Genomic DNA, 26,590 nt, shown 5'->3' with positions numbered 1-26,590 from the left:
TATAAATGTTAAATACTCGATAGCTCTCTTCATAACCATATATATTTTATTTAAATCTCCAACGAAATCATTCACCTGATAGTCTTGATTTTCTTCATTTATTGTTTGATTATACAGCATTTCTAATTCACAAAATACTACTGCCTTATATTCTAAACTCTTAATAAAATATAAATTTGATATAGTTATACCACTTCTTTTTCCATATTTAGTTAAATTATCATCTCCAATAATATATGGAATACTTACATCATCCAATGCTTTTCTAAGAAGATATTGGAAGTATATTGTTTTACCATTTTTTAATTTCTTTTTATTATATGGAAATACTATAGCTATATCACTATAATCTAATCCCTGATTATTTACAAGGTATTCAATTTCCCATAATATTGAGTTTATTTGGTCTTCTAAGTCCTCTACCTTTACAATCTGAGCTGTAATTCCCTCTTCAATAATTGCATCACCAAACTTATATATATCTCTATCTATATTACTTCTTAAGTCTTTTATATAATTATTGGCATTTTCACAAAATCTGTTAGAGAAATCAATAATTATTTTTTTCTGTCTATAATTTTTTGTAAGTAATATTTTTTCATCAAAATCAATATACTCTAAAGATGTTTTAAATATATTTACACTATTATATATATTTAAAGATTCACAATAGTACATGTTGAATATATATTTCGTTTCGTATAAAAACTCTTGAATAAATTCAACATCTCTTTTATCAAAACTTTCACTTTCATCTATAAAAATACCTTTAAACATTTTTTTATTCTTTATAACATTTTTAGCTTGTTTTATTAAATTATTAAAAGTTTTTTCATAATCTTTTTTTAATAAACCATAATCTACTATTAAATTATACTTTTTAGATAATTTAAATACAAAAGATGAAATTGTATGAACTTCTAAGTTATTATTCTCTTTGTATAGTAATTTTAGACCTTCTCTAAGCTGATTACAAAGTTGTTTTGTATGAGTAAAAATTATAAAGTTATGATGTGGGTATATACGCGCTAATTTTATAGCTCTACTCATCATAATGGTTGTTTTTCCACTACCTGTAGGACCTTCTATTAAGGTTTTCCCATAATTAATAGAAAGAGACTTTTGTAATTGTTCATCTGTAAGCATAGTAGCGCTATAAGTGTAATCATCTTGAGAAAAAGTTATTTTTTTAAACTCTTTGTTAAGATGATAAGCACCATTTAACTCGTAGTATTCTGGGCATATATCTAAAATGTACAAGTTTAGCTCTATTTCATTATTTTCTTCTTTTAAATAAGAGTCTATTTCTTCCCTATTTTTAATTATATTTTCTAATTTGCTTTTATCTATTATATTTTGATTTACAAAGTTTTCAAAATCGTATGTATCTTCTATGTCAACATATGGCATTACAAATACATAATTAAAACTAATATTATTATGAAATTGAGCCATTTTCAGTTTTAACAACTCATATTCTTCATTCATTACTTCAATTAATTCTTCATCTAATATGGAAAATAAATCTTCACTCGTATCCATAAATTTGAGAAAAAGTATTTTATTATTTTTTATATATAATAAATCTGTGTTAATTCCTCTAAAAGGTGTAACTTTTGGCACTACATTTGTATTGTCATCGTTCATTTGGTAAAAGATTTTTTCCACTTCTTTCACCTTTAATGCATCTAATTGTGAGTTGATATTAATGTTTTGTCTCAATTTACATTCCCCCTTTATAGTAATTATATCATTTAAACATATATTTTACTATATTATCAAATATATACATTTTGTTATAATTAATTAACTTTTTTACAACAAAAAAGCCACTTCGCCTGAGCTACTACGTCTACGAAACATTTCATGTCGCTAGTAGCTTCTCCTGTTGCTCAAGTCACAAATATATGTCATCTCCAAAACAGATAACATATAGTTTCCTTATAATAAAAAAAGGAGAGCAAAACTCTCCTTTTTATTATTTAGCATATTCTATAGCTCTTGTTTCTCTTATTATACTTACTTTTATTTGACCCGGATATTCAAGCTCGTCCTCAATTTGTTTAGTCATATTTCTAGCTAATAAATGAAGCTCTTCATCATTTACGCTATCTGGTTTAACCATTATTCTAATTTCTCTACCAGCTTGTATTGCATAAGATTTTTCTACACCTTCATAAGAGTTAGCTATTTCTTCAAGTTTTTCTAATCTCTTAATGTAAGCTTCTAGAGTTTCTCTTCTTGCTCCTGGTCTAGCTGCTGATATTGCATCTGCTGCTGTAACTAGAACCGCTTCAACAATTTGTGGTTCATAATCTCCATGATGAGTACTCATTGCATGTATAACATCCTTAGATTCTTTGTATCTTCTAAGTAAATCCATACCTATTTCAACATGAGTTCCTTCCATTTCATGGTCTACTGCCTTACCTATATCATGAAGTAATCCAGCTCTTTTAGCTAATTTTATATCTGCACCAATTTCTGCAGCCATAATTCCTGCTATATGAGCAACTTCTATTGAGTGTTTTAATACATTTTGTCCATAACTTGTTCTGTAGTTTAATCTACCAAGTAATTTAACTAACTCAGGATGTAATCCATGTACCCCAGTTTCGAAAGTAGCTTGTTCTCCAAACTCTTTGATGATATTATCAACTTCTTTTCTTGCTTTTTCTACCATCTCTTCTATTCTCGCTGGATGTATTCTTCCATCTGATATTAACTTTTCTAAAGCTATTCTTGCTACTTCCCTTCTAATAGGATCAAAACCTGATAAAATCACAGCTTCTGGAGTGTCATCAATTATAAGATCTATACCTGTTAAAGTTTCTAAAGTCCTTATATTTCTTCCCTCTCTACCTATTATTCTCCCCTTCATTTCATCATTTGGTAAATTAACAACAGTTACTGTTGTTTCTGCAACATGATCTGCTGCACATTTTTGGATAGCATAGCCTATTATCTCTCTAGATTTCTTTTCAGCTTCCTCTTTAGCTTGTGTTTCAATATCTTTTATCATTATAGACATTTCATGTCTTACTTCTCTTTCAGCATTAGTAAGAATTATTTCTTTAGCTTTTTCACAAGTAACTCCAGATATATCTTCAAGCTTTTCAAGTTGCTTAGTTTTTATTTCTTCTATTTCTTCTTCTTTTCTTTGTACTACTTTTAACTTTTCATTTAAAGTTGTTTCTTTAGTTTCTAAATTTTGTTGTTTTCTTTCTATTGATTGCTCTTTTTGAAGAACTCTTCTTTCGTAATTTTGTACTTCCTTACGTCTTTCTTTTTGTTCATTTTCAGCGTCAGTTCTCCATTTATGAATTTCTTCTTTTGCTTCTAATAATTTTTCTTTTTTTATTGTTTCTGAGTCTTTATTTGCTTTATCTATTATATCTTTGGCTAAGTCTTTAGCTTCACCAATTTTAGTTTCAGATATGTTTTTTCTAACAAAATATCCAACTATAATACCAATAGCTAAACCAACTATGCTTGCTATTATTTCTATGACATCCACCTCCTTTTGTAATAATCCCAAAATATCAATATTATTCTTTAACATCATTTAAATTATGCCTTTTTTAACTAGAAGGCCCAAGTTTTAAATTTAATAAAGTTTCTTTATCTATAATCTTGGAATACTTTAAATAAAATCATCATAATTTAAAATATTTTATCCTCTTTTAATTTTATAATTTTTTCTAATTCATGTCAAGTTTATAGGAGGGGTGTATTTATTTTTATTATTCAATTTCACTATCTTCTTCCACAACTGCTTTATCAAGATTATAATGTGCTCTAACCTTAGCATTTATTTCATCAGTCAAGTCCATATTATCGGCTAAGAATTTCTTAACATTCTCTCTACCTTGTCCAAGTTTTATATCATTGTATGCATACCATGAACCTGATTTTTTAACTATATCAACATCTGCTGCTATATCTAGTAAATCACCTATTTTAGATATTCCTTCTCCATACATTATATCAAATTCAGCTTGTTTAAATGGAGGAGCTACTTTGTTTTTAACAACTTTTACTCTTGTTCTATTACCAAGTACCTTATCTCCTTGTTTAATGCTATCTATTCTTCTTACATCAAGTCTTACTGATGAGTAGAATTTAAGAGCACGTCCACCTGTTGTAGTTTCTGGATTACCAAACATTATACCAACTTTTTCTCTTAATTGGTTTATAAATACTGCTACACAGTTTGATTTTTTTATTGAACCAGTTAACTTTCTTAAAGCTTGAGACATAAGTCTTGCTTGAAGACCAACGTGAGAGTCTCCCATTTCTCCTTCAATCTCTGCTTTTGGAACTAAAGCTGCAACTGAGTCAACTACTATTATATCTATGGCACCAGATCTTATTAAAGCTTCTGTTATTTCAAGAGCTTGTTCTCCTGTATCTGGTTGTGAAATGATTAAATTATCTATATCTACACCCAAAGCTTTTGCATATACTGGATCTAGAGCATGCTCTGCATCTATGAATGCTGCTATACCTCCATTTTTTTGTGCTTCAGCTACTGTATGAAGTGCAACCGTTGTTTTACCTGAAGATTCTGGCCCGTATATTTCAACTATTCTCCCCTTTGGAAGTCCACCTATACCTACTGCAATATCTAGTCCTATAGAACCTGTAGATATTACATCTATATTCATTGATGTTGCCTCCCCAAGTCTCATAACAGATCCTTTACCAAAGTCTTTTTCTATTTTTCCTAAAGCCTGATTAAGTGCTTGTAATTTTTCTTTTTCTATACTCATCTTATTCATCCTTCCTTTTTCGCAAACATTTGTTCTATGCATTATATTTATTATATCCTATAAAACTTTCTTAGTCAATTGAATTTGATCTTTATCTCAAAACTCTGCAATAAAGGTTTGTCTTCACATATATTATAAATTACTTTCTATCTAGAGGCCTACATTTATATTTATAAACTTATATGTAAACTTTTATACGAATATTTTTTATTTTTTTAAAAAAATCCTTCCTGAATTTAATCAAGGAAGGATTTTTGATTTATTTACTATTCTTAAGTTATTTACTATTCATAAATAATTTCCTATTTTTATATAAGTAATCTGCTCCAGAATATAAAGTGAAAAATGTTGCAATTAACATAAATATTGTTCCAACTTGTAATAATAAATTATTACTTAAGTTAGCACCAAGCAGTAATATTATTACTGCTAACATCTGACTTATTGTTTTTATTTTTCCTCCACCACTGGCAGCTATAACTTTTCCATCAGCCGCAGCTATAGCTCTTAAAATGCTTACAGTAAGTTCTCTTGCAACTATAATAATAACCATCCATCCTGCAACTAAGCTTGATTCTATCATACATATAAGAGCTGATATTACTAATAATTTATCTGCTAAAGGGTCCATAAACTTTCCAAAGTCAGTAACTAAATCATTTTTTCTTGCAATATAGCCATCTAATGCATCTGTTATCGATGCAACAACAAATATTAAACAGGCTATTAAATAATGATTTGGAATATCTAGCATCATTATAATTATAAATACCGGTATTAACAAAATTCTAAGTAGTGTTAATTTATTTGGTAAGTTCATCTTGTATATCCCCCATTAAATCATACTCTAATGCAGTGTTTATTTTAACATCCACAAATTCTCCTGGATCTAGAGTAGTATGTGATTTTACATATACTATACTATCAATTTCTTCTGCATCGTATTGAGTTCTTCCAATGTATACATTGTCCTCAATTTGTTCTTCTATTAGTACTTCGTATGTTTTACCTATTTTACTTTGATTTATTTCTTCTGAGATGCTTTGTTGAATCATCATTATAACATCTCTTCTTTCTTCTTTTACTTCTTGTTCTAAATGATTAGGAAGCTTATCTGCTGCAGTTCCTTCTTCTCTTGAATAAGGGAACACACCTAATTTATCAAACTTAACTTTTTTAACAAATTCCACAAGTTCTTCAAAATCTTTTTCATCTTCACCTGGGAAACCTGTTATTAGTGTGGTTCTAAGTGTTGCATCTGGTATAGCACTTCTAATCATATTTATTTTAGATAATAATTCTTCTTTAGTAGTTTGTCTGTTCATTAATTTTAATATTTTGTTACTTGCATGTTGTATTGGCATATCAAAGTAAGAACAAATATTGTCATTTCTTTTTATAACATCTACTAATTCTTTTGTTATTGATTCTGGATATGAGTACATTATTCTTATCCATTTTGCGCCTTCTATTTTAGCTAGCTCTTCTAGTAACTGTGGTAGTCTTGCTTCTCCATATATATCAGAACCATACATTGTAGAGTCCTGTGCTATAACTACAAGCTCTTTAACTCCATTTTGCACTAAACTTTTAGCTTCAGCCACTATATCTTCTAATTTTCTACTTTTTTGCTTACCCCTTAATTTAGGTATTATGCAGTAAGTACAGTGCTTGTCACACCCTTCACTTATTTTTAAGTAAGCCATATATTCTGGTGTAGAAACATATCTTGGTAGATTTTCATTGTAAACAACTTCTATATCATTTAAGCTAACTATTTGTTTTTCTTTTTGTAGTCCTTCTAATATTTCATCAATATTTTGGTAACTTCCTGTACCTACTATTGCATCTATTTCAGGAATTTCTTCTTTTAATTCATCTGAGTATCTTTGAGCTAAACACCCTGTAACAATAAGTAACTTTAAGTTTCCAGTTTCTTTAAGATTAGCAAATTCTATTATTGTGTCTATAGATTCTTGTTTTGCTGATTCTATAAATCCACATGTATTTACTAATATTACATCTGCATCCTCAAAATCTCCTGTAAGTTTATATCCCTTTTTATTTAATATACCCATCATTATTTCTGCATCTACTAGGTTTTTCGAACAACCTAAAGATTCTAGTGCTATTTTTAACATTGTTTAACTCCTTCCACTGCTGTCTTATGAAAACTTATTAATTTTTCTGTTATGTCATTTATGTCTTCAAATTTTATTACGTCGTTATATTTATATTGGTTTACTGAGTGCATATAAAGAGGATCGTAGTAAAACACTAAAAACTTTTCAACTAACTCTTCATATTGTTCATTATCCAGTAATTCTAAGTATTCATCTACAGTTTTATTTCCTAGTCTTTTTCTAAATGTACTTATACATCCTCTTAAAGCTTGTATATTTTCTTCATTTCTATCGTAGATGTAATCTTTGCAAAGTCTTTTTACTCTATCTTTTATATCACATTCTACAAGTATATGATAGCCATCTCTTATTATGCCTTCATATATATCATTTGGAACAAGTACATGCCCTACTCTTTTACTTTCACTTTCTATAAACAAGTAATCACTTTTTGAGAAAAATAATGATTCAAATATTCTAGTTTCAAAAGTTTTTTGAGTTGGTGGTTTTTCATCATATGTTATAAATCCAAAAACAGAGCCAGTATTTCTTGCCATATATTCTAAGTCTACTATATCTATATTATTTTTATCTAATTCTATTAGTAACTCTGTCTTTCCAACTCCAGTTAATCCATGAAGAACTATAAATTGTTTTTTATCCATTATTGTACTTAGATAATCTAGTACATAATTTCTATAAGATTTATATCCTCCTTCTAATTTGTACAAATCAATTCCAATGGATGCAAGTAAATTTGCTACAGATCCACTTCTCATTCCACCTCTTGCACAGTATATTACTATATGTTCATATTCTTTTGATAATTCTTTTACTACTTTATACATATCCTTTAGCTTTGGAGAAACAAATTCAAAACCTTTATCTATGGCTTCATGCTTTCCCTCTTGTTTATATATAGTACCTACCTCACAATACTCGTCATTATCAAATAACGGCATATTATAAGCATTTAGTATATGATCATCTAAATATTCTTTTTCTGTTCTAACATCTATAAAAATGGTTTTTTCCAGCTTTAAAGCATCTTCTATTTTAATTGTTTTCAAATTTTATTCACCTTCTAATTTTGCTAATTCTTCCATTGTTATTAGTACTTTTCTAGGCTTACTTCCTTCACTAGGCCCAACTATTCCTCTTTCTTCCATCGAATCGATTAGTCTAGCTGCTCTGTTAAATCCTATTTTATACTTTCTTTGCAACATAGAAGATGATCCTTGCCCACTTTGTACTACAAAGGCAATAGCGTCTTCTAAGAATTCATCCACATCATTGTTTTTGATGTTAGCAGTTTTTGAAATAGTTTGTATTATTTCTTCTTCGTATTTAATTTCTTCTTTTACTTGGCCTTTTACAAAGTTTATTACTTTTTCAGAATCATCCTCAGATATATAAGCCCCTTGTAATCTTACTGGTTTTGCTGCTCCTAGTGGATAAAATAACATATCGCCTTTTCCAAGTAATTTTTCTGCTCCACCCATATCTAGTATTGTTCTTGAATCTGTTTGTGATGAAACTGCAAAAGCAATTCTAGATGGAACATTTGCCTTTATAACCCCTGTTATTACATCAACAGAAGGTCTTTGAGTTGCTATAATTAAATGCATACCTGCAGCTCTTGCCATTTGAGCTAGTCTACAAATATAATCTTCTACTTCGTTTGCACAAGCCATCATTAAATCGGCTAACTCGTCTATTATTATTACCACTTTAGGAAGCTTAGTTTCACTTTTTTCATTATAGCTTGTTATATCCTTAACCCCTAGCTCAGCAAATAGTTTATATCTTTTATTCATTTCTACTACTGCCCAATTTAAAGCATTAGCTGCCTTTTTAGGATCTGTCACTACTGGTGATAGTAAATGAGGTATTCCGTTATAATGAGCAAGCTCAACTACCTTAGGATCTATAAGTAATAATTTTACTTCTTCCGGTGTAGCTTTATATAATACAGAGTTTATTATTGTATTTATACAAACTGACTTACCTGAACCCGTAGCTCCTGCAACAAGTAAATGTGGCATTTTACCAATATCTGCAATAACTGGGTTACCACTTATATCTTTTCCAAGTCCTATGGCTAGCGATGATGAGTCTTCTTTAAATTCTTTACTTCCAAGTACATCTCTAAGCCCCACAACTTGAGGCTCATCATTAGGAACTTCTATTCCTATAGCACTTTTACCTGGTATTGGAGCTTCTATTCTTATACTTTTTGCAGCTAAAGAAAGAGCTATGTCATCTGATAAGTTTACAATTCTACTTACTTTAACTCCTGGATTTGGTTGCACTTCATATCTTGTTATAGTAGGACCTAAAGTTACTTGACCCATTTTTGTATCAACGCCAAAATTAGATAATGTTTTGATTAATAAAGATGCATTTTCTAATGCCTTTCTCTTATCATTTTCATTACCTTTATGTCCAATTTTAGTTAATAAATCTAAACCTGGCTTTGTGTAGTTTTCATAATTTGATTGACTATTAATCTGTAAATCATTTGTATCTCCTAAATTCATTGGAGCAGTTTTTTCAATACTTACATTATTTTTAGTATTATTCATTGTACCGCTCATTGTGTTGCTCATTTTCACATTAGGATTTGTATTTTGAAGGTCTTTAAGTACGTCTAGTTCTGGCATACTATTTGTACCTTCTAAAATTTCTAAGTAATCATCATCACTTTTATTGAATCCTACAATTTTTATTGTTTTATCTTCGTCATCAAAATCAGATGAAGACTCAACTAAAGTATCTTCTATTTTTTCATTTTTATCATTTTTATCAAAAATATTCTTTAAGAAACCTTTTTTATTTTTACCCATTTGAGTAGTTTCGTCAACTTCCTCAGTTACTAAATTAATTGCAGATTCTTTTAAGTTTGACATCTTATCTTTTACATTTACATTTCCACTTTTTATTTTATTAGACTTATTACTAATAGCTTCTATCATGTCTTTTAGGGATATATTAAATGTGTACATTACTGTAATGAACAAAACAAATATACTAATTAACCATCCTCCTGTTAATCCAAACACTGCCTTAATGAAGTATGCTATTGTTGATGTAATTAGGCCGCAACCACTTCCATCTATTCCCATTTGCATAACATCTGCATACATATTAGCTTTTAGAGGATTATCTACTGGTATTTTTCTTGCATTAAATAACCCATAAAAAATAAATAAAAAGACTATAAAAATATAGACTGTTTTACTTTTTTTCATTCTATATACATATTCATTTCTTTCAAAAAATCCAAGAATGCCTATAATTATTATTAGTAATGGAATAATTATGGCAAGAGCTCCAAATAACCCTTTAAAAGTGTCTTGTATAAATTGTCCTATAAGGCCCATTGAATTTGAGTTTAAGCTATATAATAGAAATATGCCCACAAATACAGTTACTAGATTGTAGTATTCTCCAGATACCATCATTTTATCTTTATTATACTTTTTATTCTTAGCGCCTTTACTTTTTTTCTTAGCCACCAATCTCACCTCTTATTTCTTATCCCTTATCAATTCAAATTTATAATTCATCCACAAGCCAAATAAATTATAAATTCATTAAAATTTAAAAGTGTTAATGGTATACATTAACACTTTTAATTATTAAATCATTATATCACATATTACTTATTTTAAACAAATCTTATTTATTTCCTTCATTTTTGTTATCTTCTTTTATTAACTCTCTTAGTTTTGCTAGAGCTTCTTTTAGTCCACCCACTTCATCTATAAGGCCGCATTCAACGGCTTCCTTACCAATCAAAACACTTCCCACATCAGTAATAAGTTCATCTTTTGCATGCATCAGTTTATTAAGCTCTTCTCTTTCAATGTTAGAAGTTCTTGTTATAAATTCAACTATTCTCTCTTGCATTTTTTTAAAGTATTCAAAACTTTCATTAATACCTATTACCAATCCATTTGTTCTTATTGGATGAACTATCATTGTTGCCGTTGGAGCTATATAAGAATAATCTCCCGAAGTAGCAAGAGGTACTCCTATGGAGTGACTTCCTCCAAGGACTAAAGTGACTACTTTTTTAGATATACTCTTTATTAATTCTGCCATAGCAAGACCCGCTTCCACATCTCCTCCAACAGTATTTAGTATAACAAGTATTCCCTTTATTTCGCTACTTTCTTCAACTGAATATAGCAAAGGTATTATATGCTCATATTTTGTTGATTTTTTTTGAGGATTTCCTACAAAATGTCCTTCAATCTCTCCTATTATAGTTATACATTGAATTTCTTTTGTTGAGTTAGGAGGCATATTAGGAACTCCCATTTGTTTTATATCCTGAAGTTTATCACTGTCATCATCATCTTCTTCGATATTACTATTTTTTATATTGTTACTTTCATTATTTTTAGGTTTATTTTTTTCTTCATCTTCTTTAGGTTTATCTTCTAATTCCAATTCATTTAAATTATAGTTATCATTTATGTATTCATTCATATTATTTTCTTTTTTTATCATTTATTTCACCTCATATAATATATTTAATTTTATGTTTCCCAATGAGTATGAAATAATTCTTAACTTTCTTATACCAAGTTTTCCACGCTAAAAAGCAAGATACAATATATCTTGCTTTTTGGGTTTGCTATTGATTTGAGAATTCCTTGTGAATCGCATGAACAGTTTCTATCATATCCTCTTCTTTTACTAAGCAAGTAAGAGATGTATACGAGTCTGATGATTGTAAAAGAGTAATACCTGCCTTTGATAAAGCTCTCACTACTTTTGCAATAACACCAGGAGTTTCTGTAACTTTTGAACCAATTAGAGTTACTTTTGCACATTGTCTTCTAATATCATATTTTACATCGTATTTTTGCAAAATTTTTTCTACTATAGAAATATTATTTTGATCTAGGGCAAATGCCTTTTCTTCTGTAAAGAAGTTTATCATATCTAAGTTGATATATTTTTCTTCCATTTCATTTAATATTTTTGAAAATAACTCTTCAGAGGACCTTACTTTAACTTGAGCTATATTATCTTTATGAGCTACCGATGTCATAAATCTAGATTGGAAATCTTCATAATCGCCTACAACACAACGAGTTAAACCAATTCTAGTACCTTTACATGTAGGATTCAAGGTATTTTTTATTTCTAAAACAATATCCCCATTCTTCGCAAGTTCCACTGCTCTTGGGTGAATAACTTTGGCTCCCTTTTCTGCCATTTGGAATACTTCTTCATAATCACAGTAATCAAGTATTTTTGCTGATGGCTCTATTCTTGGATCTGCAGTCATTATACCATCTACATCTGTATAAATTTGTACAGTTTCACATCCTAGAGCTTTTCCTATGGCAACTGCAGATGTATCGCTACCTCCTCTTCCTAAAGTTGTAACTTCTCCATCTTCTGTGCCTCCTTGGAAACCTGCTATCACAACTACTTTACCTTCATCTAATTCTCGTTGAATTCTCGTCGGATTTATTTCTTTTATTTTTGAGTTTGAAAAAACTTTAGTTGTTATTACTCCTGCTTGCATTCCTGTTAGAAATACAGCTGGTATTCCCCTTCCTTCTAACATTGAAGTTAGTATGGTTCCTGATATTATTTCTCCACAAGACATTATTAAGTCAAGTTCTCGTTTTTTAGTTTTCTTGTTAACATTAGTACATAAATTTATTAGTGTATCAGTCGCATAGGGTTCTCCTTTTCTTCCCATGGCTGATACTACTATTACTAAGTCGTTCCCCTTTTTTTTATACTGTTCTATTATATTACATACTTCATTCATTTTTTCAACTGATGCTACTGATGTACCACCAAATTTTTGTACTAAAATCCCCATATATGCCTCCTAATATATACCATCGTATTCAATGATTATCATATCATTGCCAATTTTTTTTACATTCCTCCACGGAATTTCTAAATCTCCTCTATCCCTTCTTATACCAAAAAATCCTCTTTCTCTTGGTATGGATAGTGCTAATATTTTACCTGTAGTTTCATCTATTATAATATCGCACTCACCAATTACTCCAAGTCTTTCTCCACTAACTAAGTTTACTATTTCTTTTCCAGCTAATTCAGATAAATTCATATTTTTCACCCCGATAAATTTTAAAATTTGCTTTGCTCATAGCGTCAACGATATATCCTCATTATCATTTAAAGGATCGTCTTGATTAAACTTTACTTTTTATAATTATATCTGAACACCTTCTACGTTTTTTCCTACTATGCATACTCCTAAGTTCTCTATATTAAATACTTTATTAATAATTGCTTTAACTTGTTCCATATTTACACTATTTATATGTTCAATAATCTCATCTTCATCTTTGATTTTATTATTAAGCAGCATAGATTCACCATTAGATAACATTTTTGAGCTAATACTTTCCAAGCTTAATATATAATTACCTTTCAACTGTTCCTTACTTTCTTTAAGTTCTTCTTCTGTAACATAGTTTTCTTTTATATTTTTTATTTCTTTCATTATTAAATTGTAAACTTCTTTTAAGTATTCTTCACTGGTGCTAGCAAATATTCCTAACTCTCCACATTTTTTATACAAGGTTTGAGATGAATATATGGAGTATACTAATCCTTTATCTTCCCTTATATTTTGGAATAATCTAGAACTGGTACTTCCACCAAATATATTGTTTACAACAGCTAAAGCATATGATTCTTTCTCGTTCTCTTCTGGTATCGCCTTTAAGTTAATTGCTATGTTAACTTGTTCACTATCTTTATTTCTAGTTATAAAACAAGAATGAAACTCAGCTTCTTCTACCTCAATATTTACTTCTCTCTCTTCCCAACTACTAAACTTTTTTTCTATTTCTTTTACAACTTCTTCAAAATTGAAATTGCCGCAAATTGATATAATCGCATTATTAGGAACATAATACTTATTATAATGATTTAAAATATCTTTTTTCTTTAAACTTTTAATAGTTTCTCTATTACCAAGTATGTTCATACCTAGACCATCATTAGGATATATATTTTCTACTAGTAGATCATAGGATAAGTCATCTAAAGAGTCTTCATACATTTTTAATTCTTCTAATATTACTGCTCTTTCTTTATCTATATCTTTATTATTAAAGTTTGAATTTAATATCATATCACTTAAAACATCTATACCGATATTTATATGCTCATCTAAAAGGTGAACATAATAACATGTACATTCTTTATTTGTAAAAGCATTTATTTGCCCTCCAATATTGTCTATATCTCTTGCTATATCTTTGGCACTTCTATTTTTAGTTCCTTTAAATAACATATGCTCAATAAAATGAGACACGCCACTTTCCTTAGGTGTTTCTAGTCTAGATCCTGTATTTATCCAAATCCCAAGAGACACAGATTTTAAATAAGGTATTTCTTCTCCTACAATGGTAAGCCCATTTTTTAGGGTTTGACATTTATACATATCGTCCTCCAAATTCTTACATAACGTCATTATACACTTTAATTTTTATAAATTAAAAAAATTTATAGTATTAATTATAGTTTAGGAACTTAATTTAATCAACAACAAACACATCACTAAGCCTTCCTGGCTTTAAGTTCTTATCTTTTATTATTTGAATAATATCATCCAAGCATTTTGTTGTGGCATCTGTTGGATGCATTAAAACAATACTTCCATCTACTATATTTTTGTTTTTTACTCTTTCAATTATTTTTTCTGGATTATCCCTATCTTGCCAATCTATAGTGTCCACATCCCATTTAAAACATATGTAATTTAATTTTTCTGCTGCTTTAATTGTGTTTGAACCAAAAGATCCTGCTGGTGCTTGAAAAAATTTAGTTTCTTCACCTATAATATCTTCAATTATTTTTTTAGAAGTACTTATTTGATTGTAATTATCATCGTAAGACAAATTAGCATAATCTAAATGCTTGTATCCATGATTTCCTATTTCATGGCCTTCTTTTTTAATCCTCAAAAGCAAGTCCTTTTTATTCTCGGCCCACTTACCCGTCACATTAAAAGTAATATGAACATTTTCCTTTTTTAAAGTTTCCAAAATAGATATTACATACTCATCTTCCCACCCCAGATCTACGTTACAGGTTAGTGCAACATAGCCACTATCTTTTTTTGTCCCCTGAGTATAGGGGGCTTTGGCCAGATCTAAAATATTAATACTTGGGGTTGATTGATTCTTCTTAAGCGTAAATGTAATTCCACATGCTATAAGCACAATGATTAGAATAAAAATTATTATTTTTTTTAATTTACCTTTGTTTAGCACCATCATTATCATATGGGTTTCCTCCTAATATGTACAAATTATTTCTTATTTTAAGTTTATTATTACAACTTATAATTTATTCTTAGGAATAGGATTTGTTATCTAAAAATATCATGCCAACGATATATCTTTGCATAACACTTCAGACAAATATGTTGCTTAAAATTCAATTCTTTCATAGCGCCAACATTATATCTTTGCTCACGCTTCAGACAAATATGTTGCTTAAAATTCAATTCTTTCATAGCGCCAACATTATGTCTTTGCTCACGCTTCAGACAAATATGTTGCTTAAAATTCAATTCATATTTTCAAATAATTAATTTATAAAATAAAAATTTATAAAATAAAAAAAACGAGACTATGTCTCGTTCCCTTATTTTATAAATTAATTATTATTTATTTTTTCTCTCTGGTCTAGGTAGTAACACTTTTCTAGATAAATTTACTCTACCTTTATCATCTATTTCAGTAACCTTAACTTCTACTTCATCTCCAACGTTTAATACATCTTCAACTTTTTCTATTCTTTCGTGTGCTATGTTTCCTATACGAAGTAATCCTTCTTTTCCTGGAAGTAATTCAACGAAAGCTCCAAAGTTAACTACTCTTGTTACTTTACCTTTATATATTTCATTTAACTCTACTTCTGCTACTATATCAGATATTTTTTGTTGAGCAAGTCTAATCATATCCATATCTATACCAGCTATGAATACTTCACCATCTTGTTCTATATCTATTTTAACACCAGTCTCATCTATTATCTTAGTTATTACTTTACCACCAGCTCCGATAACATCTCTTATCTTATCTGGATTTATTCTCATAGTAACTATTTTTGGTGCATATTTAGATAATTCTTCATTTGGCTTATCTATACATTTTTTCATCTCATTTAAGATATGAAGTCTACCAACTCTAGCTTGAGCTAAAGCTCTTGTTAATACTTCTTCATCTATGCCAGCTATTTTTATATCCATTTGTATAGCAGTTATACCTTTTTCAGTACCAGCAACTTTAAAGTCCATATCACCTAAATGATCTTCCATACCTTGTATATCTGAAAGTATAGCCATTTTCCCATCGTGTTCTATAAGTCCCATTGCAATACCTGCAACCATATCTTTTAAAGGTACACCTGCATCTAATAAAGATAATGTAGACCCACAAACAGAACCTTGAGATGTAGAACCATTTGAACTTAATACTTCTGACACAAGTCTTATAGCATAAGGGAATTCTTCTTTTGAAGGTATTACTGGAATTAATGCTCTTTCAGCTAAAGCTCCATGACCTATTTCTCTTCTTCCTGGACCTCTTGATGGTCTAGCTTCACCAACAGAGTAAGCAGGGAAGTTGTAGTGGTGCATATATCTCTTGTTTTCTTCTTCGTCAAGTCCATCTAATATTTGAACATCACCTAAAGCTCCTAAAGTTGTTACAGTCATTACTTGAGTTTGTCCTCTTGTGAATAATCCTGAACCATGAGCTCTTGGTATAAATCCATGATCACACCATATTGGTCTTATTTCATCAGTTTTTCTAGTATCTGGTCTTCTACCTTCATGTACTATAGCTTTTCTAACTTCTTCTTTTATTATAGAATCTAAAGTAGCAAGTATATCATTTCCAAACTCTTCTAAAGTTTCTTCATCAAAACTATTTATAGTTTGTTCTTTAACAGCATCCATAGCTTCTTGTCTTTCAAGCTTTTCAACAACTCTAACAGCTTCTTTCATACCTTCAGTAGCTATTTCTCTAACTTTAGCCTCTATCTCAGCATTTGGTTTAGTTTCAACAAATTCCATTTTTTCTTTTCCAACTTCAGATTGGATTTGTTCTATAAATTCAACTATTTTCTTAATTTCTTCATGAGCTTTTAATATTGCTTCAAGCATTAATGACTCTGGTACTTCATTAGCTCCAGCTTCAACCATCATTACTGCTTCTTTAGTTCCTGAAACTACTAAGTGTAGTTCACTTTTTTCTCTTTCTTCTGCTGTAGGATTTACAACTAATGCTCCATCAACTAAACCTATACATACAGAACCTGTTGGACCGTTGAAAGGTATTTCAGATATTGATAAAGCAACTGATGAACCTATCATAGAAACTATATCAGGAGTACAGTCTTGATCTACAGATAAAACTGTAGCTACTACTTGTACATCATTTCTAAAAGTCTTTGGGAATAAAGGTCTTATAGGTCTATCTATAAGTCTTGATGTAAGTATAGCTTTTTCTGATGGTTTACCCTCTCTTTTTAAGAATCCACCTGGTATTTTACCAACTGAATATAATTTTTCTTCATAATCAACACTTAGTGGGAAGAAATCTACTCCCTCTCTTGGTTGAGCTGATTTAGATACGTTAACCATAACCATAGTCTCACCATATCTAAGTATTGCACTACCGCTTGCAAGCTGTGCAATTTTTCCTATTTCAACAGAAAGCTCTCTTCCTGCTAAATCCATTGTGAAAATTTTATGTTCAAACATTAATGCTTGTACCTCCTCTTATACTAAAACCACTATTTCTTCTATGTACTATATTAACAAAATTACTACTAATTAACAATATAATTATACAATGTAAAGAATTAGCGTTTTAGTATGTCTTCTTATTTATTAACTAATTGGAAGAACTTACTGCCAAAATTTCTGGCCCTGTATGAGCACATATACAAGATCCACCTCTAGTAATAAAGATTTTCTTTGCCTTTATTCTTTTAGCAACTTCTTCTTTAAGCTTTTCAAAATCTGATTCATTGGAACCATATCCTATTGTAATAATTTTAGATTCTAAATCATTGCCATTAGCTTCTAAAATCATATCTACCAATTTAGAGGCAACTTGTCTAGATCCTCTAACTTTTGTTACTATTTTATTTTTTCCATCTTCCATGGTACATATAGGTTTTATATTTAACATATTTCCTACAAAAGATACCACACTTGGCAATCTTCCACTCTCTTTCAAATAGTTTAATGTAAATGGTACAAAAAATAAATTGACACTTTCTCTAATATTTTCTAGTTCATCAACTATTTCAGAAGCACTCAAATTACTTTCTTCTACTAATTCACAAGCTTTAATTACATATTGACCACTTCCTAGAGATAAAAATAATGTATCAAAAATATATATATTCCCATCAACATCATTTTTGGCCATAGTTGCACTTTGATATGTGCCTGAAGTTTTTGATGAACCTGTCAAACAAATTACATCATAACCTTCATTTACATATTTTTCAAAAGCTTCTTTGAATTGAATATATGTAACTTGAGATGTTTTAGGTAAAGTTTCATTACTTTCTAAAATATTATAAAATTCTACTTTAGTAAAATCTATGCCATCTTTATATTCTTTCCCATTTATATTGATAGTAAGCGGAATCATTTCTAAAAAGTCTTTTTTTAATATTTCCTCAGGAATGTCGCACATACTGTCGCATAATATCTTAATATTCATGGCTACTGCCCCCTCATAGAAATTAATTATTCACTTTTTTATTAATACAAAAAAGCAGGTACTATAAGTATACCTGCTTTTTAAATAAAGTAATAAGATTATTTTCTTAATCCTAATTTAGCTATTAATGCTCTGTAACCTTCTAAGTCTTTTTCTTTTAAGTAAGCTAATAAGTTTCTTCTTCTACCAACCATTTTTAATAATCCTCTTCTTGAATGGTGGTCTTTTTTGTGAACTTTTAAATGCTCGTTTAATTCGTTTATTCTAGCTGTTAATAAAGCTATTTGAACTTCTGGAGAACCAGTATCTCCTTCTTTTCTTCCAAATTCTCTTATTATTTCTGTTTTATTCATTTGATATACCTCCAAATATTTTAATATAATCGCCATTTACTAAGCATTGATTGGAGTATTCATATGCCGAGTAATGGTTACTTTGATTATTTTATCATAACTTAGCTACTTTTGCAAATATACTTTTTATATATATAATTAGTATCCATCTTCAATTGTATTTTTAATTCGTTTAAATCTTTAAACTTCTTTTCATCTCTTATTCTTTCCAAAAACTCAAGTTTTATAGTTTTGCCATAAATATCTTTGTCAAATTGCAATATATTTGTTTCTACTGACATTTTTTCTCCATTTACTGTAGGATTATAACCGATATTTGTAGCACCTACGTACACTTCATTTCCAATATGTACCTTTGTAGCATATATCCCTCTTTTAGGTATAATAAGATTTTCTTGTAATTTAAGGTTTGCAGTTGGAAATCCTAAAGTTCTACCTAGCTGTTTTGCCTGAATTACCATACCTTCAATTGTATAGTTTCTTCCTAAATAACTCTTTACTTCATCAACTCTACCTGCATATATTAAATCTTTTACATGAGTACTGCTTACTCTTATGTTATTAATAATTACAGGAGCAATTACCTCTACATCAAATCCATATTTTTTCCCTAGTATTTTTAATACTGGTGGAGTACCTTCTCTATTTTTTGCAAAAGCAAAATCATGACCTATAACCAGTTTTTTTGCACATAGCTTATTGACTAGTATTTCTTTTACAAAATCTTCAGCAGATATCTCTGCCATATCTTTGTTAAAAGGTATATCTATAGTTACGTCTACACCTAATGCCTCAAGCTTATTCATTTTTTCAACTTCTGTAATTATTTCTCTTGTTATAATATTAGAAAAATAACTTATAGGGCTATTTTTAAATGTAAAAACTATACTTGTTAATTTTTCTCTTTTTGAATAATCAACAGCTTTTTCTATAAGTATTTCATGCCCTTTATGAATACCGTCAAATTTACCTATAGTGACAACACTTTTATCAAAACTTTCTATTTCATTTAAAGAATTTATAATAATCATGTCTTTTCCCCACTGATATAATAGTTATTCTATAAAAATTTTATCACTCTTTAGACTAATAGTGTTATTATTTTTTAATAATTTCCCAGTTCCTATAAATTCATCATTACAATATACTCTAACATATTCATCATTTTTTGATAAATTATCATTTGTAAATCTTTTAGAATCTATTGTTCCACCATTTCTATAGTATTTAAGAGCAGTATCTTTTAATTCAACTTTTTTAAAATTATCTAGAACATAATCAATATCATATAAGTAATTTTCTAAAGTGCTATCATTATAATATTTTTCTAATTCTTCTAGAGTTATTGAATTTTCTAAGTTAAATTTTCCAGAAGATGTTCTAAGTAAAAAGGACATATGCCCTCCACAGTTCAAGTACTGTCCAATATCATGACATATACTTCTAACATAAGTCCCTTTTGAACATTTAACTAAAAACAAAATTTTATTTTCAATTATATTTAAAATTTCTATTTTTTCTATTTTAACTTTCCTTGGTTTAATTTCAATAGTGTCTGCTTTTCCTTTTCTAGCTAAGTCACACATTTTTTGACCATTAACTTTTAAAGCTGAATAGACAGGAGGATACTGATTAATCTCTCCTTTTTGTCCTTCAAAAGCCTTGTAGATATCTTCATTTGTAATACTAGAAGCATCTCCTTCAAATGTTATTACTCCAGAAGAATCATAAGTGTCTGTAGCAGCGCCTAATGTTAATTCACATATATACGATTTTTCTTTGTTTAAAATAAGTTCACTTACTTTTGTAGCCTTATTTAAACATATAGGAAGAACTCCAGCTGCATCAGGGTCTAATGTACCCGTATGGCCAACCTTTTTTATGCTTAAAATTCTTCTCACACTACTTACCACATCATGAGATGTCATTCCTGTAGGTTTTAATATATTTACTATTTTATTCATTAAAAATCATCCTTAAATTTCTTTTAATGCTTCTTCTAATATTTTTATTTTTGCATTTTCAATACTATCATTTATAGTACAACCAGCAGCTCTTACATGACCACCTCCACCAAATGATTTAGCCACACGACTTACATCTGCAAATGATTTTGATCTTAAGCTAACTTTAATTTCATTCTTACTTTTTTCTTTAAGCAAAATTCCTATTTCTACATTTTCTATATCTCTAGCATATGGAACAATGCCATCTATATCCTTAAAATCTATATTATATCTTTCAAGCATATCCTTTGTTACCATCATTATTGCCACTTTAGTATTTATAATCTCAAGAGTATTTAGTGATTCTCCTAACAATTTATAAAAATTAAATGGATTACTACCAAAAACATTTTGAACTACTTTTTGTGTATCAGCTCCACATATCAGCAAGTTTTTTGCCATATCAAAACTACTTGCATGAGTATTTGAATATGTAAGTTTCCCTGTATCAGTCATAAGACCTGTATAAAGAGCTGTAGCTATATTTTTATCTATATACTTGAAATTATTTATTTCTTCATTTCTCATAAGTAAATTATATACTAATTCACAAGTGGAAGATGCTTCAGCTACTACATGATTTAAATCTCCATAAAAATCATTACTTGCATGATGATCTATATTGATTAGTTTCATACAATTATCTTTAATATCAGCATCTACACATATTCTATTTTTATCTCCACAATCTAAAGTAATCAAATTATATTTGTCTATATTCATCTCTTTAAATTCTCTAGAGTTTATTATATTTATGTCTTCAATAAGAAATTGCATGTTTAAAGGCATGCCATCATTCATTACATAGTAAACCCTCTTATTAATTTTTTTTAAGAAATAATAAATTGAAAGAGTTGAACCTATATTGTCTCCATCTGGATTAACATGAGAAGTAACGACAAAATCGTCACTTCCATGTATATATTTTAAAATAGTATCTATACTATTCATTTTCATTATCCTCAACTTGAAGTTTGTCTTGATCTTTTTGTGATACTTTCTTTATAAGGCTGTCCATATACATACCTTTTAATAAAGAATCATCTACTTTGAATATGATTTGTGGGATATGTCTTATTTTTATACTTCTACCTATTTCTCTTCTGATGTAGCTTTCTGCGTTTCTTAAACCTTGTAAAGTAGATTCTTCATCTCCACCTAAAATACTTACGTATATGTAGGCATAGCTTAAGTCGCTAGTAACTTCCACATCTGTAACACTTACCATAGAGTTTATTCTAGGGTCTTTTATTCCGTTAATAAGCATAGTACTTACTATTTTTCTGATTTCTTCGCCTATTCTACGTGTTCTATTATACGATGCCATAATATCAACCTTCTTTACTCTTGTTAATTATTTTAATTTTCTCTCAACTTCTTTTGTTATATATGATTCTACTATATCTCCAACTTTTATGTCGTTGTAGTTAACAAAACTCATACCACATTCGTATCCGTTATTAACTTCTTTTACATCATCTTTGAATCTCTTAAGTGCTTGTATTTCACCCTCGTGAATTATTATTCCATCTCTTACGATTCTAACTTTACCATTTCTGAATATTTTACCAGATGTAACATAACATCCTGATACAGTACCAACACCAGATATTTTGTAAACTTCTCTTATTTCTGCTTTACCTGTGTCCTCATCTCTATATTCTGGGTCAAGCATACCAGTCATAGCTGCTTGAACATCTTCTATAGCTTTGTATATTATAGTGTATGTTCTTACATCTACACCTTCTTTTTTAGCTAACATTTCTGCACTTGGAACTGGTCTTACGTTAAATCCTATTATTATAGCATTAGATGCAGTTGCAAGCATTATATCAGATTCAGTTATAGCTCCAACACCACCATGTATTACTCTAACTGCTACTTCATCGTTAGATAATTTTTCAAGTGATTGTTTAACTGCTTGAACAGAACCCTGAACATCTGCTTTTATAACTATATTCAAGTCTTTAACGTCAGCATCTCCCATTTGTGAGAAGAAATCATCAAGTGACATTCTTTGATTAGATTTTAACATTTCTTCTCTAGCCATTTGTTGTCTCTTCTCTGATATTATTCTTGCCACCTTATCATTTGGAACTGCAACAACTTGATCTCCACCTTGTGGAACTTCTGATAATCCTAATATTTCTACGGCAGTAGAAGGTCCAGCAGTTTTAACCCTCTTACCTTTAGAGTTTATCATTGCTCTTATTTTACCACTAGCAACACCTGCTACTATCGGATCTCCAACTTTAAGAGTTCCTCCTTGAACAAGTATAGTTGCAACTGGTCCTCTACCTTTATCAAGTTCTGCTTCTATAACAGTACCTACAGCTCTTTTATTAGGGTTAGCTTTTAATTCTTCCATTTCAGCAACTAAAAGAACCATTTCAAGTAAAGTATCTATACCTTCTCTTTTTAAAGCTGATACTGGAACTGATATAACATCTCCACCCCAGTCTTCAACTAATAAACCTTGGTCAGCTAGTTCTTGCTTAACTCTATCAGGGTTTGCTCCTGGCTTATCTATTTTGTTTATAGCTATTATTAAAGGAACATTAGCAGCTTTAGCATGGTTTATAGCTTCTATTGTTTGAGGCATTATACCATCATCTGCAGCAACAACTAATATTGCCATGTCTGTAACTTGAGCTCCTCTTGCTCTCATTGAAGTGAAGGCCTCATGTCCTGGAGTATCTAAGAACACTACCTTTTCTCCATTTACCATAACTTCAGAAGCACCTATATGTTGAGTTATTCCTCCTGCTTCACTTGAAGTTACATTAGTTTGTCTTATTGCATCAAGTAAAGATGTCTTACCATGGTCAACGTGTCCCATTACAGTTACAACTGGTGGTCTCTTCACTAAATCTTCTTCACTATCTTCTTCTATTTCTATTAGAGCATCTATTGCTTCTAATTCCTCTTCATCATCCTTATCATTTCCTTCTGATAACTCAAATCCATAATCACTAGCTACTAAAGATGCTATTTCAAAACTTACTTCTTGGTTTATTGATGCCATAGTTCCCATTTTCATAAGTTTCATAATTACTTCATTTACTGACTTTCCTAATGCATCTGATAAGTTTTGTACTGTTAAAGATCCTTCAACAGTTATAACATTAGAATTTCCACTTTCTTCTTTTATTAAATCAAGCAATAATTCAATATCTTCTTCTTCTAATTCAGATTTTTCATTTTCTACTTCTATTCCTAATTCTTTTACTTTTGCTAAGATGTCTTTATTTGACATTCCTACTTCTTCTGCTATTTGGTATACTCTTGTTTTATTCACAAGATCACCCCCTATTAATATTTGTTAATCCATTAACTGTATAATTTTATTTGCGAACCCTATATCTTTAATTCCTATAACTGCTCTAGAATCTTTACCAATAGATATTCCTAAACCACTTTTTGTAGATATCTCTACACAATTTACTTTTCTATAAGATGATTTATCATTAAATAATTTTTTTGTATTATTTGATGCATCACCTGCAACTATAATTAAATTTAATTTTCCTTTTTTTAAATCTAACATCGTTGCATCTTCTCCAGATACTAATTTACCTGCTCTCATTGCAAGGCCTAGTAATGAGTGTATTTTGTCCATATTATTTTTCATAAGATTCTAACTCCGATAATAATTTTTCATATACCTCATTAGGCACTTCCATTTTAAATGCTCTATTTAAAGCTTTACTCTTTATAGCTTTTTTTAAACATTCAGAATCCTTGCATATGTATGCTCCTCTTCCATTTGCTTTTCCAGTTAAGTCTATAAAAATTTCGCCTTCTTTATTTTTTACAATTCTAATTAATTCTTTTTTGTTGTCTCTGTCTTGACAAGCAATACATTTTCTTTGAGGTACTTTTTTTGTTTTATTCAAAGTAATCCCTCCTTACTCTTCGTCATTTAGTTGAGATTCACTTTTGATGTCTATCTTCCAATTCGTAAGTTTTGCCGCAAGTCTAGCATTTTGTCCTGCTTTACCTATAGCTAAAGATAGTTGATAATCTGGAACTACAACTAACGCTGATTTTTCATCTTCATTAACTTCTACCTTAACTACTTTTGATGGACTAAGAGATGCAGATACAAATTCTGCTGGATTTTCACTGTAGTTTATTATGTCTATTTTCTCTCCACCTAATTCATCAACTACGTATTTAACTCTAGTTCCTTTTGGTCCTACGCAAGCTCCAATTGGATCTATTTTTTCATCTATTGAGTGAACAGCCATTTTAGTTCTTGAACCAGCTTCTCTAGATACAGATTTTATTTGAACTATACCTTGGAATATTTCAGGCACTTCTGATTCAAATAATCTCTTAACTAGATTTGGATGACTTCTAGAAACTACTATTTGAGGTCCCTTATTAGTTTTCTTCACTTCTAATATATATACCTTTATTTTATCTCCAGCTTTAAAGTATTCCCCTGGTATTTGTTCTGTTTCTGGCATAGATGCTTCTATTTTACCAAGTCTTACGTAAACTATTTTCTTGTTATCAGATACTCTAGCAACCTCTCCAGTTACTAATTCTCCTTCTTTTTCTATAAACTCATTGTATATTATTTCTCTTTCAGCTTCTCTTATTCTTTGAACAACTACTTGTTTAGCTGTTTGAGCTGCTATTCTACCAAAATCTTTTGGAGTTACTTCATTTTCTATTATATCTCCAAGTTCGTATTTTGGATTTATTTGTCTTGCTTCATCAAGTTCTATTTCTAAGAAGTTATCATATAAGTCTGACTCATCAACAACTCTTCTTTGTGAGTAAACTTTAACGTCTCCTCTTTCTCTGTTAAAATCTATTCTAACATTTTGTGCTGAACCAAAGTTCTTTTTGTATGCAGTAAGTAATGCTTGTTCTATAGTATCTATAAGTACATCTTTATCGATGCCTCTATCCTTTTCTAATTCATCTAGTGCTTCTATGAATTCGTGATTCATTATTTTATCCTCCCTATATTAATGTTAACACATTAATATTACCACTAAAATTTTATAGCTAATCTAATAAGTGCAACATCTTTTTTATTAAATTCGACTTCTTCATTATCTATTATAACTTTAATATTTTTCTCTTCTGTTAAACTAACAAGTTCTCCCTCATGTACTTTAGAACCATTCATTGATTTATAAAGTTTTATTTCCACATCTCTACCTTGGTATTTCACAAAGTCTTTATCTTTTTTAAGCGGTCTATCAAGACCTGGAGATGATACTTCTAAATAATAATTATCCTTTATTGGATCTTTTTCATCTAGAATTGGATTTAATGCTCTTGTAACTAATTCACATTCGTTTAAAGAAACTCCACCTTCTTTGTCGATGTAAACTCTAAGGAAGAATTCTCCGCCTTCTTTAACGTATTCAACATCTACTAACTCTAGGTCGTTTGCCTCTGTAATAGGTAATACTAATTGTTCTATTTCAGTAGCTATGTTCTTTTTCATATTATTTACCTCCTATTCAGTTGTATTTATAGTATTTAAAATAAAAGAGTGAGCACCTTTGTCTCACTCTTAGTTTCTGCAAATATACTATTTTATATATC

Annotated in this window: 24 protein-coding genes; all 24 read right to left on the bottom strand. The window is 29.5% G+C overall.

Annotated elements, in window-relative coordinates:
- Window positions 1-1,722, bottom strand: a 1,722-nt coding sequence (locus QX51_RS12785; protein ID WP_039680304.1) for a DEAD/DEAH box helicase family protein, incomplete at its 3' end; no start/stop codon positions are given.
- A 256-nt stretch (window positions 1,723-1,978) separates the two neighbouring features.
- On the bottom strand, window positions 1,979-3,562 hold the full coding sequence (gene rny, locus QX51_RS12780) for a ribonuclease Y (protein WP_277613700.1): 1,584 nt from the start codon (window positions 3,560-3,562) through the stop codon (window positions 1,979-1,981).
- 181 nt (window positions 3,563-3,743) lie between these two features.
- Window positions 3,744-4,772, bottom strand: a complete 1,029-nt coding sequence (gene recA, locus QX51_RS12775) for a recombinase RecA (RefSeq protein ID WP_039680303.1) — start codon at window positions 4,770-4,772, stop codon at window positions 3,744-3,746.
- A 277-nt stretch (window positions 4,773-5,049) separates the two neighbouring features.
- Complete coding sequence (pgsA, locus tag QX51_RS12770; RefSeq protein ID WP_039680302.1) at window positions 5,050-5,592, bottom strand: CDP-diacylglycerol--glycerol-3-phosphate 3-phosphatidyltransferase; 543 nt, start codon at window positions 5,590-5,592, stop codon at window positions 5,050-5,052.
- Window positions 5,576-6,913 carry a 30S ribosomal protein S12 methylthiotransferase RimO gene (gene rimO, locus QX51_RS12765; RefSeq protein ID WP_039680301.1) on the bottom strand — a complete coding sequence of 446 codons (1,338 nt, stop codon included), beginning with the start codon at window positions 6,911-6,913 and terminating at the stop codon, window positions 5,576-5,578. Before rimO ends, pgsA begins: the two co-directional genes overlap by 17 nt.
- Window positions 6,907-7,965, bottom strand: a complete 1,059-nt coding sequence (gene mnmH / locus QX51_RS12760; RefSeq protein ID WP_039680300.1) for a tRNA 2-selenouridine(34) synthase MnmH — start codon at window positions 7,963-7,965, stop codon at window positions 6,907-6,909. Before mnmH ends, rimO begins: the two co-directional genes overlap by 7 nt.
- 3 nt (window positions 7,966-7,968) lie before the next feature.
- Window positions 7,969-10,359 carry an FtsK/SpoIIIE family DNA translocase gene (locus QX51_RS12755; protein WP_052233050.1) on the bottom strand — a complete coding sequence of 797 codons (2,391 nt, stop codon included), beginning with the start codon at window positions 10,357-10,359 and terminating at the stop codon, window positions 7,969-7,971.
- Between the two features lie 217 nt (window positions 10,360-10,576).
- Window positions 10,577-11,413, bottom strand: a complete 837-nt coding sequence (locus tag QX51_RS12750; RefSeq protein ID WP_079764700.1) for a ClpP family protease — start codon at window positions 11,411-11,413, stop codon at window positions 10,577-10,579.
- 127 nt (window positions 11,414-11,540) lie between these two features.
- Window positions 11,541-12,749 carry an aspartate kinase gene (dapG, locus tag QX51_RS12745; protein WP_039680298.1) on the bottom strand — a complete coding sequence of 403 codons (1,209 nt, stop codon included), beginning with the start codon at window positions 12,747-12,749 and terminating at the stop codon, window positions 11,541-11,543.
- A gap of 9 nt (window positions 12,750-12,758) precedes the next feature.
- A complete protein-coding gene (locus tag QX51_RS12740) occupies window positions 12,759-13,004 on the bottom strand; it encodes a YlmC/YmxH family sporulation protein (RefSeq protein ID WP_039680297.1) in 246 nt (81 codons plus the stop codon).
- 105 nt (window positions 13,005-13,109) lie between these two features.
- Window positions 13,110-14,351: a M16 family metallopeptidase gene (locus QX51_RS12735; protein WP_039680296.1), complete on the bottom strand. Its 1,242-nt coding sequence runs from the start codon at window positions 14,349-14,351 to the stop codon at window positions 13,110-13,112.
- Between the two features lie 94 nt (window positions 14,352-14,445).
- Window positions 14,446-15,195 (bottom strand): polysaccharide deacetylase family protein, encoded by a 750-nt coding sequence (locus tag QX51_RS12730; RefSeq protein WP_039680295.1) that lies wholly within the window; start codon window positions 15,193-15,195, stop codon window positions 14,446-14,448.
- A 383-nt stretch (window positions 15,196-15,578) separates the two neighbouring features.
- The gene (gene pnp, locus QX51_RS12725; RefSeq protein WP_039680294.1) at window positions 15,579-17,684 is read right to left on the bottom strand and encodes a polyribonucleotide nucleotidyltransferase; all 2,106 of its coding nucleotides are present in this window, start codon (window positions 17,682-17,684) and stop codon (window positions 15,579-15,581) included.
- Window positions 17,685-17,817: 133 nt separating this feature from the next.
- Window positions 17,818-18,660, bottom strand: coding sequence for a DegV family protein (locus QX51_RS12720; protein ID WP_039680293.1), 843 nt, complete (start codon window positions 18,658-18,660; stop codon window positions 17,818-17,820).
- A 98-nt stretch (window positions 18,661-18,758) separates the two neighbouring features.
- On the bottom strand, window positions 18,759-19,013 hold the full coding sequence (rpsO, locus tag QX51_RS12715; RefSeq protein WP_039680292.1) for a 30S ribosomal protein S15: 255 nt from the start codon (window positions 19,011-19,013) through the stop codon (window positions 18,759-18,761).
- A gap of 101 nt (window positions 19,014-19,114) precedes the next feature.
- Entirely contained in the window at window positions 19,115-20,044 is a 930-nt protein-coding gene (locus tag QX51_RS12710; RefSeq protein ID WP_039680291.1) for a bifunctional riboflavin kinase/FAD synthetase, read from the bottom strand.
- 24 nt (window positions 20,045-20,068) lie between these two features.
- Window positions 20,069-20,977 carry a tRNA pseudouridine(55) synthase TruB gene (gene truB / locus QX51_RS12705; protein ID WP_039680290.1) on the bottom strand — a complete coding sequence of 303 codons (909 nt, stop codon included), beginning with the start codon at window positions 20,975-20,977 and terminating at the stop codon, window positions 20,069-20,071.
- 12 nt (window positions 20,978-20,989) lie between these two features.
- On the bottom strand, window positions 20,990-21,970 hold the full coding sequence (locus QX51_RS12700) for a DHH family phosphoesterase (RefSeq protein ID WP_052233048.1): 981 nt from the start codon (window positions 21,968-21,970) through the stop codon (window positions 20,990-20,992).
- A complete protein-coding gene (gene rbfA, locus QX51_RS12695; protein WP_039680288.1) occupies window positions 21,963-22,346 on the bottom strand; it encodes a 30S ribosome-binding factor RbfA in 384 nt (127 codons plus the stop codon). The genes QX51_RS12700 and rbfA overlap by 8 nt, the downstream gene beginning before the upstream one ends.
- 27 nt (window positions 22,347-22,373) lie before the next feature.
- Window positions 22,374-24,317 carry a translation initiation factor IF-2 gene (gene infB / locus QX51_RS12690; protein WP_039680287.1) on the bottom strand — a complete coding sequence of 648 codons (1,944 nt, stop codon included), beginning with the start codon at window positions 24,315-24,317 and terminating at the stop codon, window positions 22,374-22,376.
- A gap of 24 nt (window positions 24,318-24,341) precedes the next feature.
- Window positions 24,342-24,650 (bottom strand): L7Ae/L30e/S12e/Gadd45 family ribosomal protein, encoded by a 309-nt coding sequence (locus tag QX51_RS12685; RefSeq protein WP_052233047.1) that lies wholly within the window; start codon window positions 24,648-24,650, stop codon window positions 24,342-24,344.
- On the bottom strand, window positions 24,640-24,915 hold the full coding sequence (rnpM, locus tag QX51_RS12680; RefSeq protein WP_039680286.1) for an RNase P modulator RnpM: 276 nt from the start codon (window positions 24,913-24,915) through the stop codon (window positions 24,640-24,642). The genes QX51_RS12685 and rnpM overlap by 11 nt, the downstream gene beginning before the upstream one ends.
- Before the next feature lie 12 nt (window positions 24,916-24,927).
- Window positions 24,928-25,983, bottom strand: coding sequence for a transcription termination factor NusA (nusA, locus tag QX51_RS12675; protein WP_039680285.1), 1,056 nt, complete (start codon window positions 25,981-25,983; stop codon window positions 24,928-24,930).
- 44 nt (window positions 25,984-26,027) lie between these two features.
- Window positions 26,028-26,489, bottom strand: coding sequence for a ribosome maturation factor RimP (locus QX51_RS12670; RefSeq protein ID WP_039680284.1), 462 nt, complete (start codon window positions 26,487-26,489; stop codon window positions 26,028-26,030).
- Window positions 26,490-26,590 lie beyond the last annotated feature (101 nt).

The sequence above is a fragment of the Terrisporobacter othiniensis genome, assembly GCF_000808015.1.
Taxonomy (GTDB): domain Bacteria; phylum Bacillota; class Clostridia; order Peptostreptococcales; family Peptostreptococcaceae; genus Terrisporobacter; species Terrisporobacter muris.
This window is presented reverse-complemented; position numbering and strand designations above follow the sequence as displayed.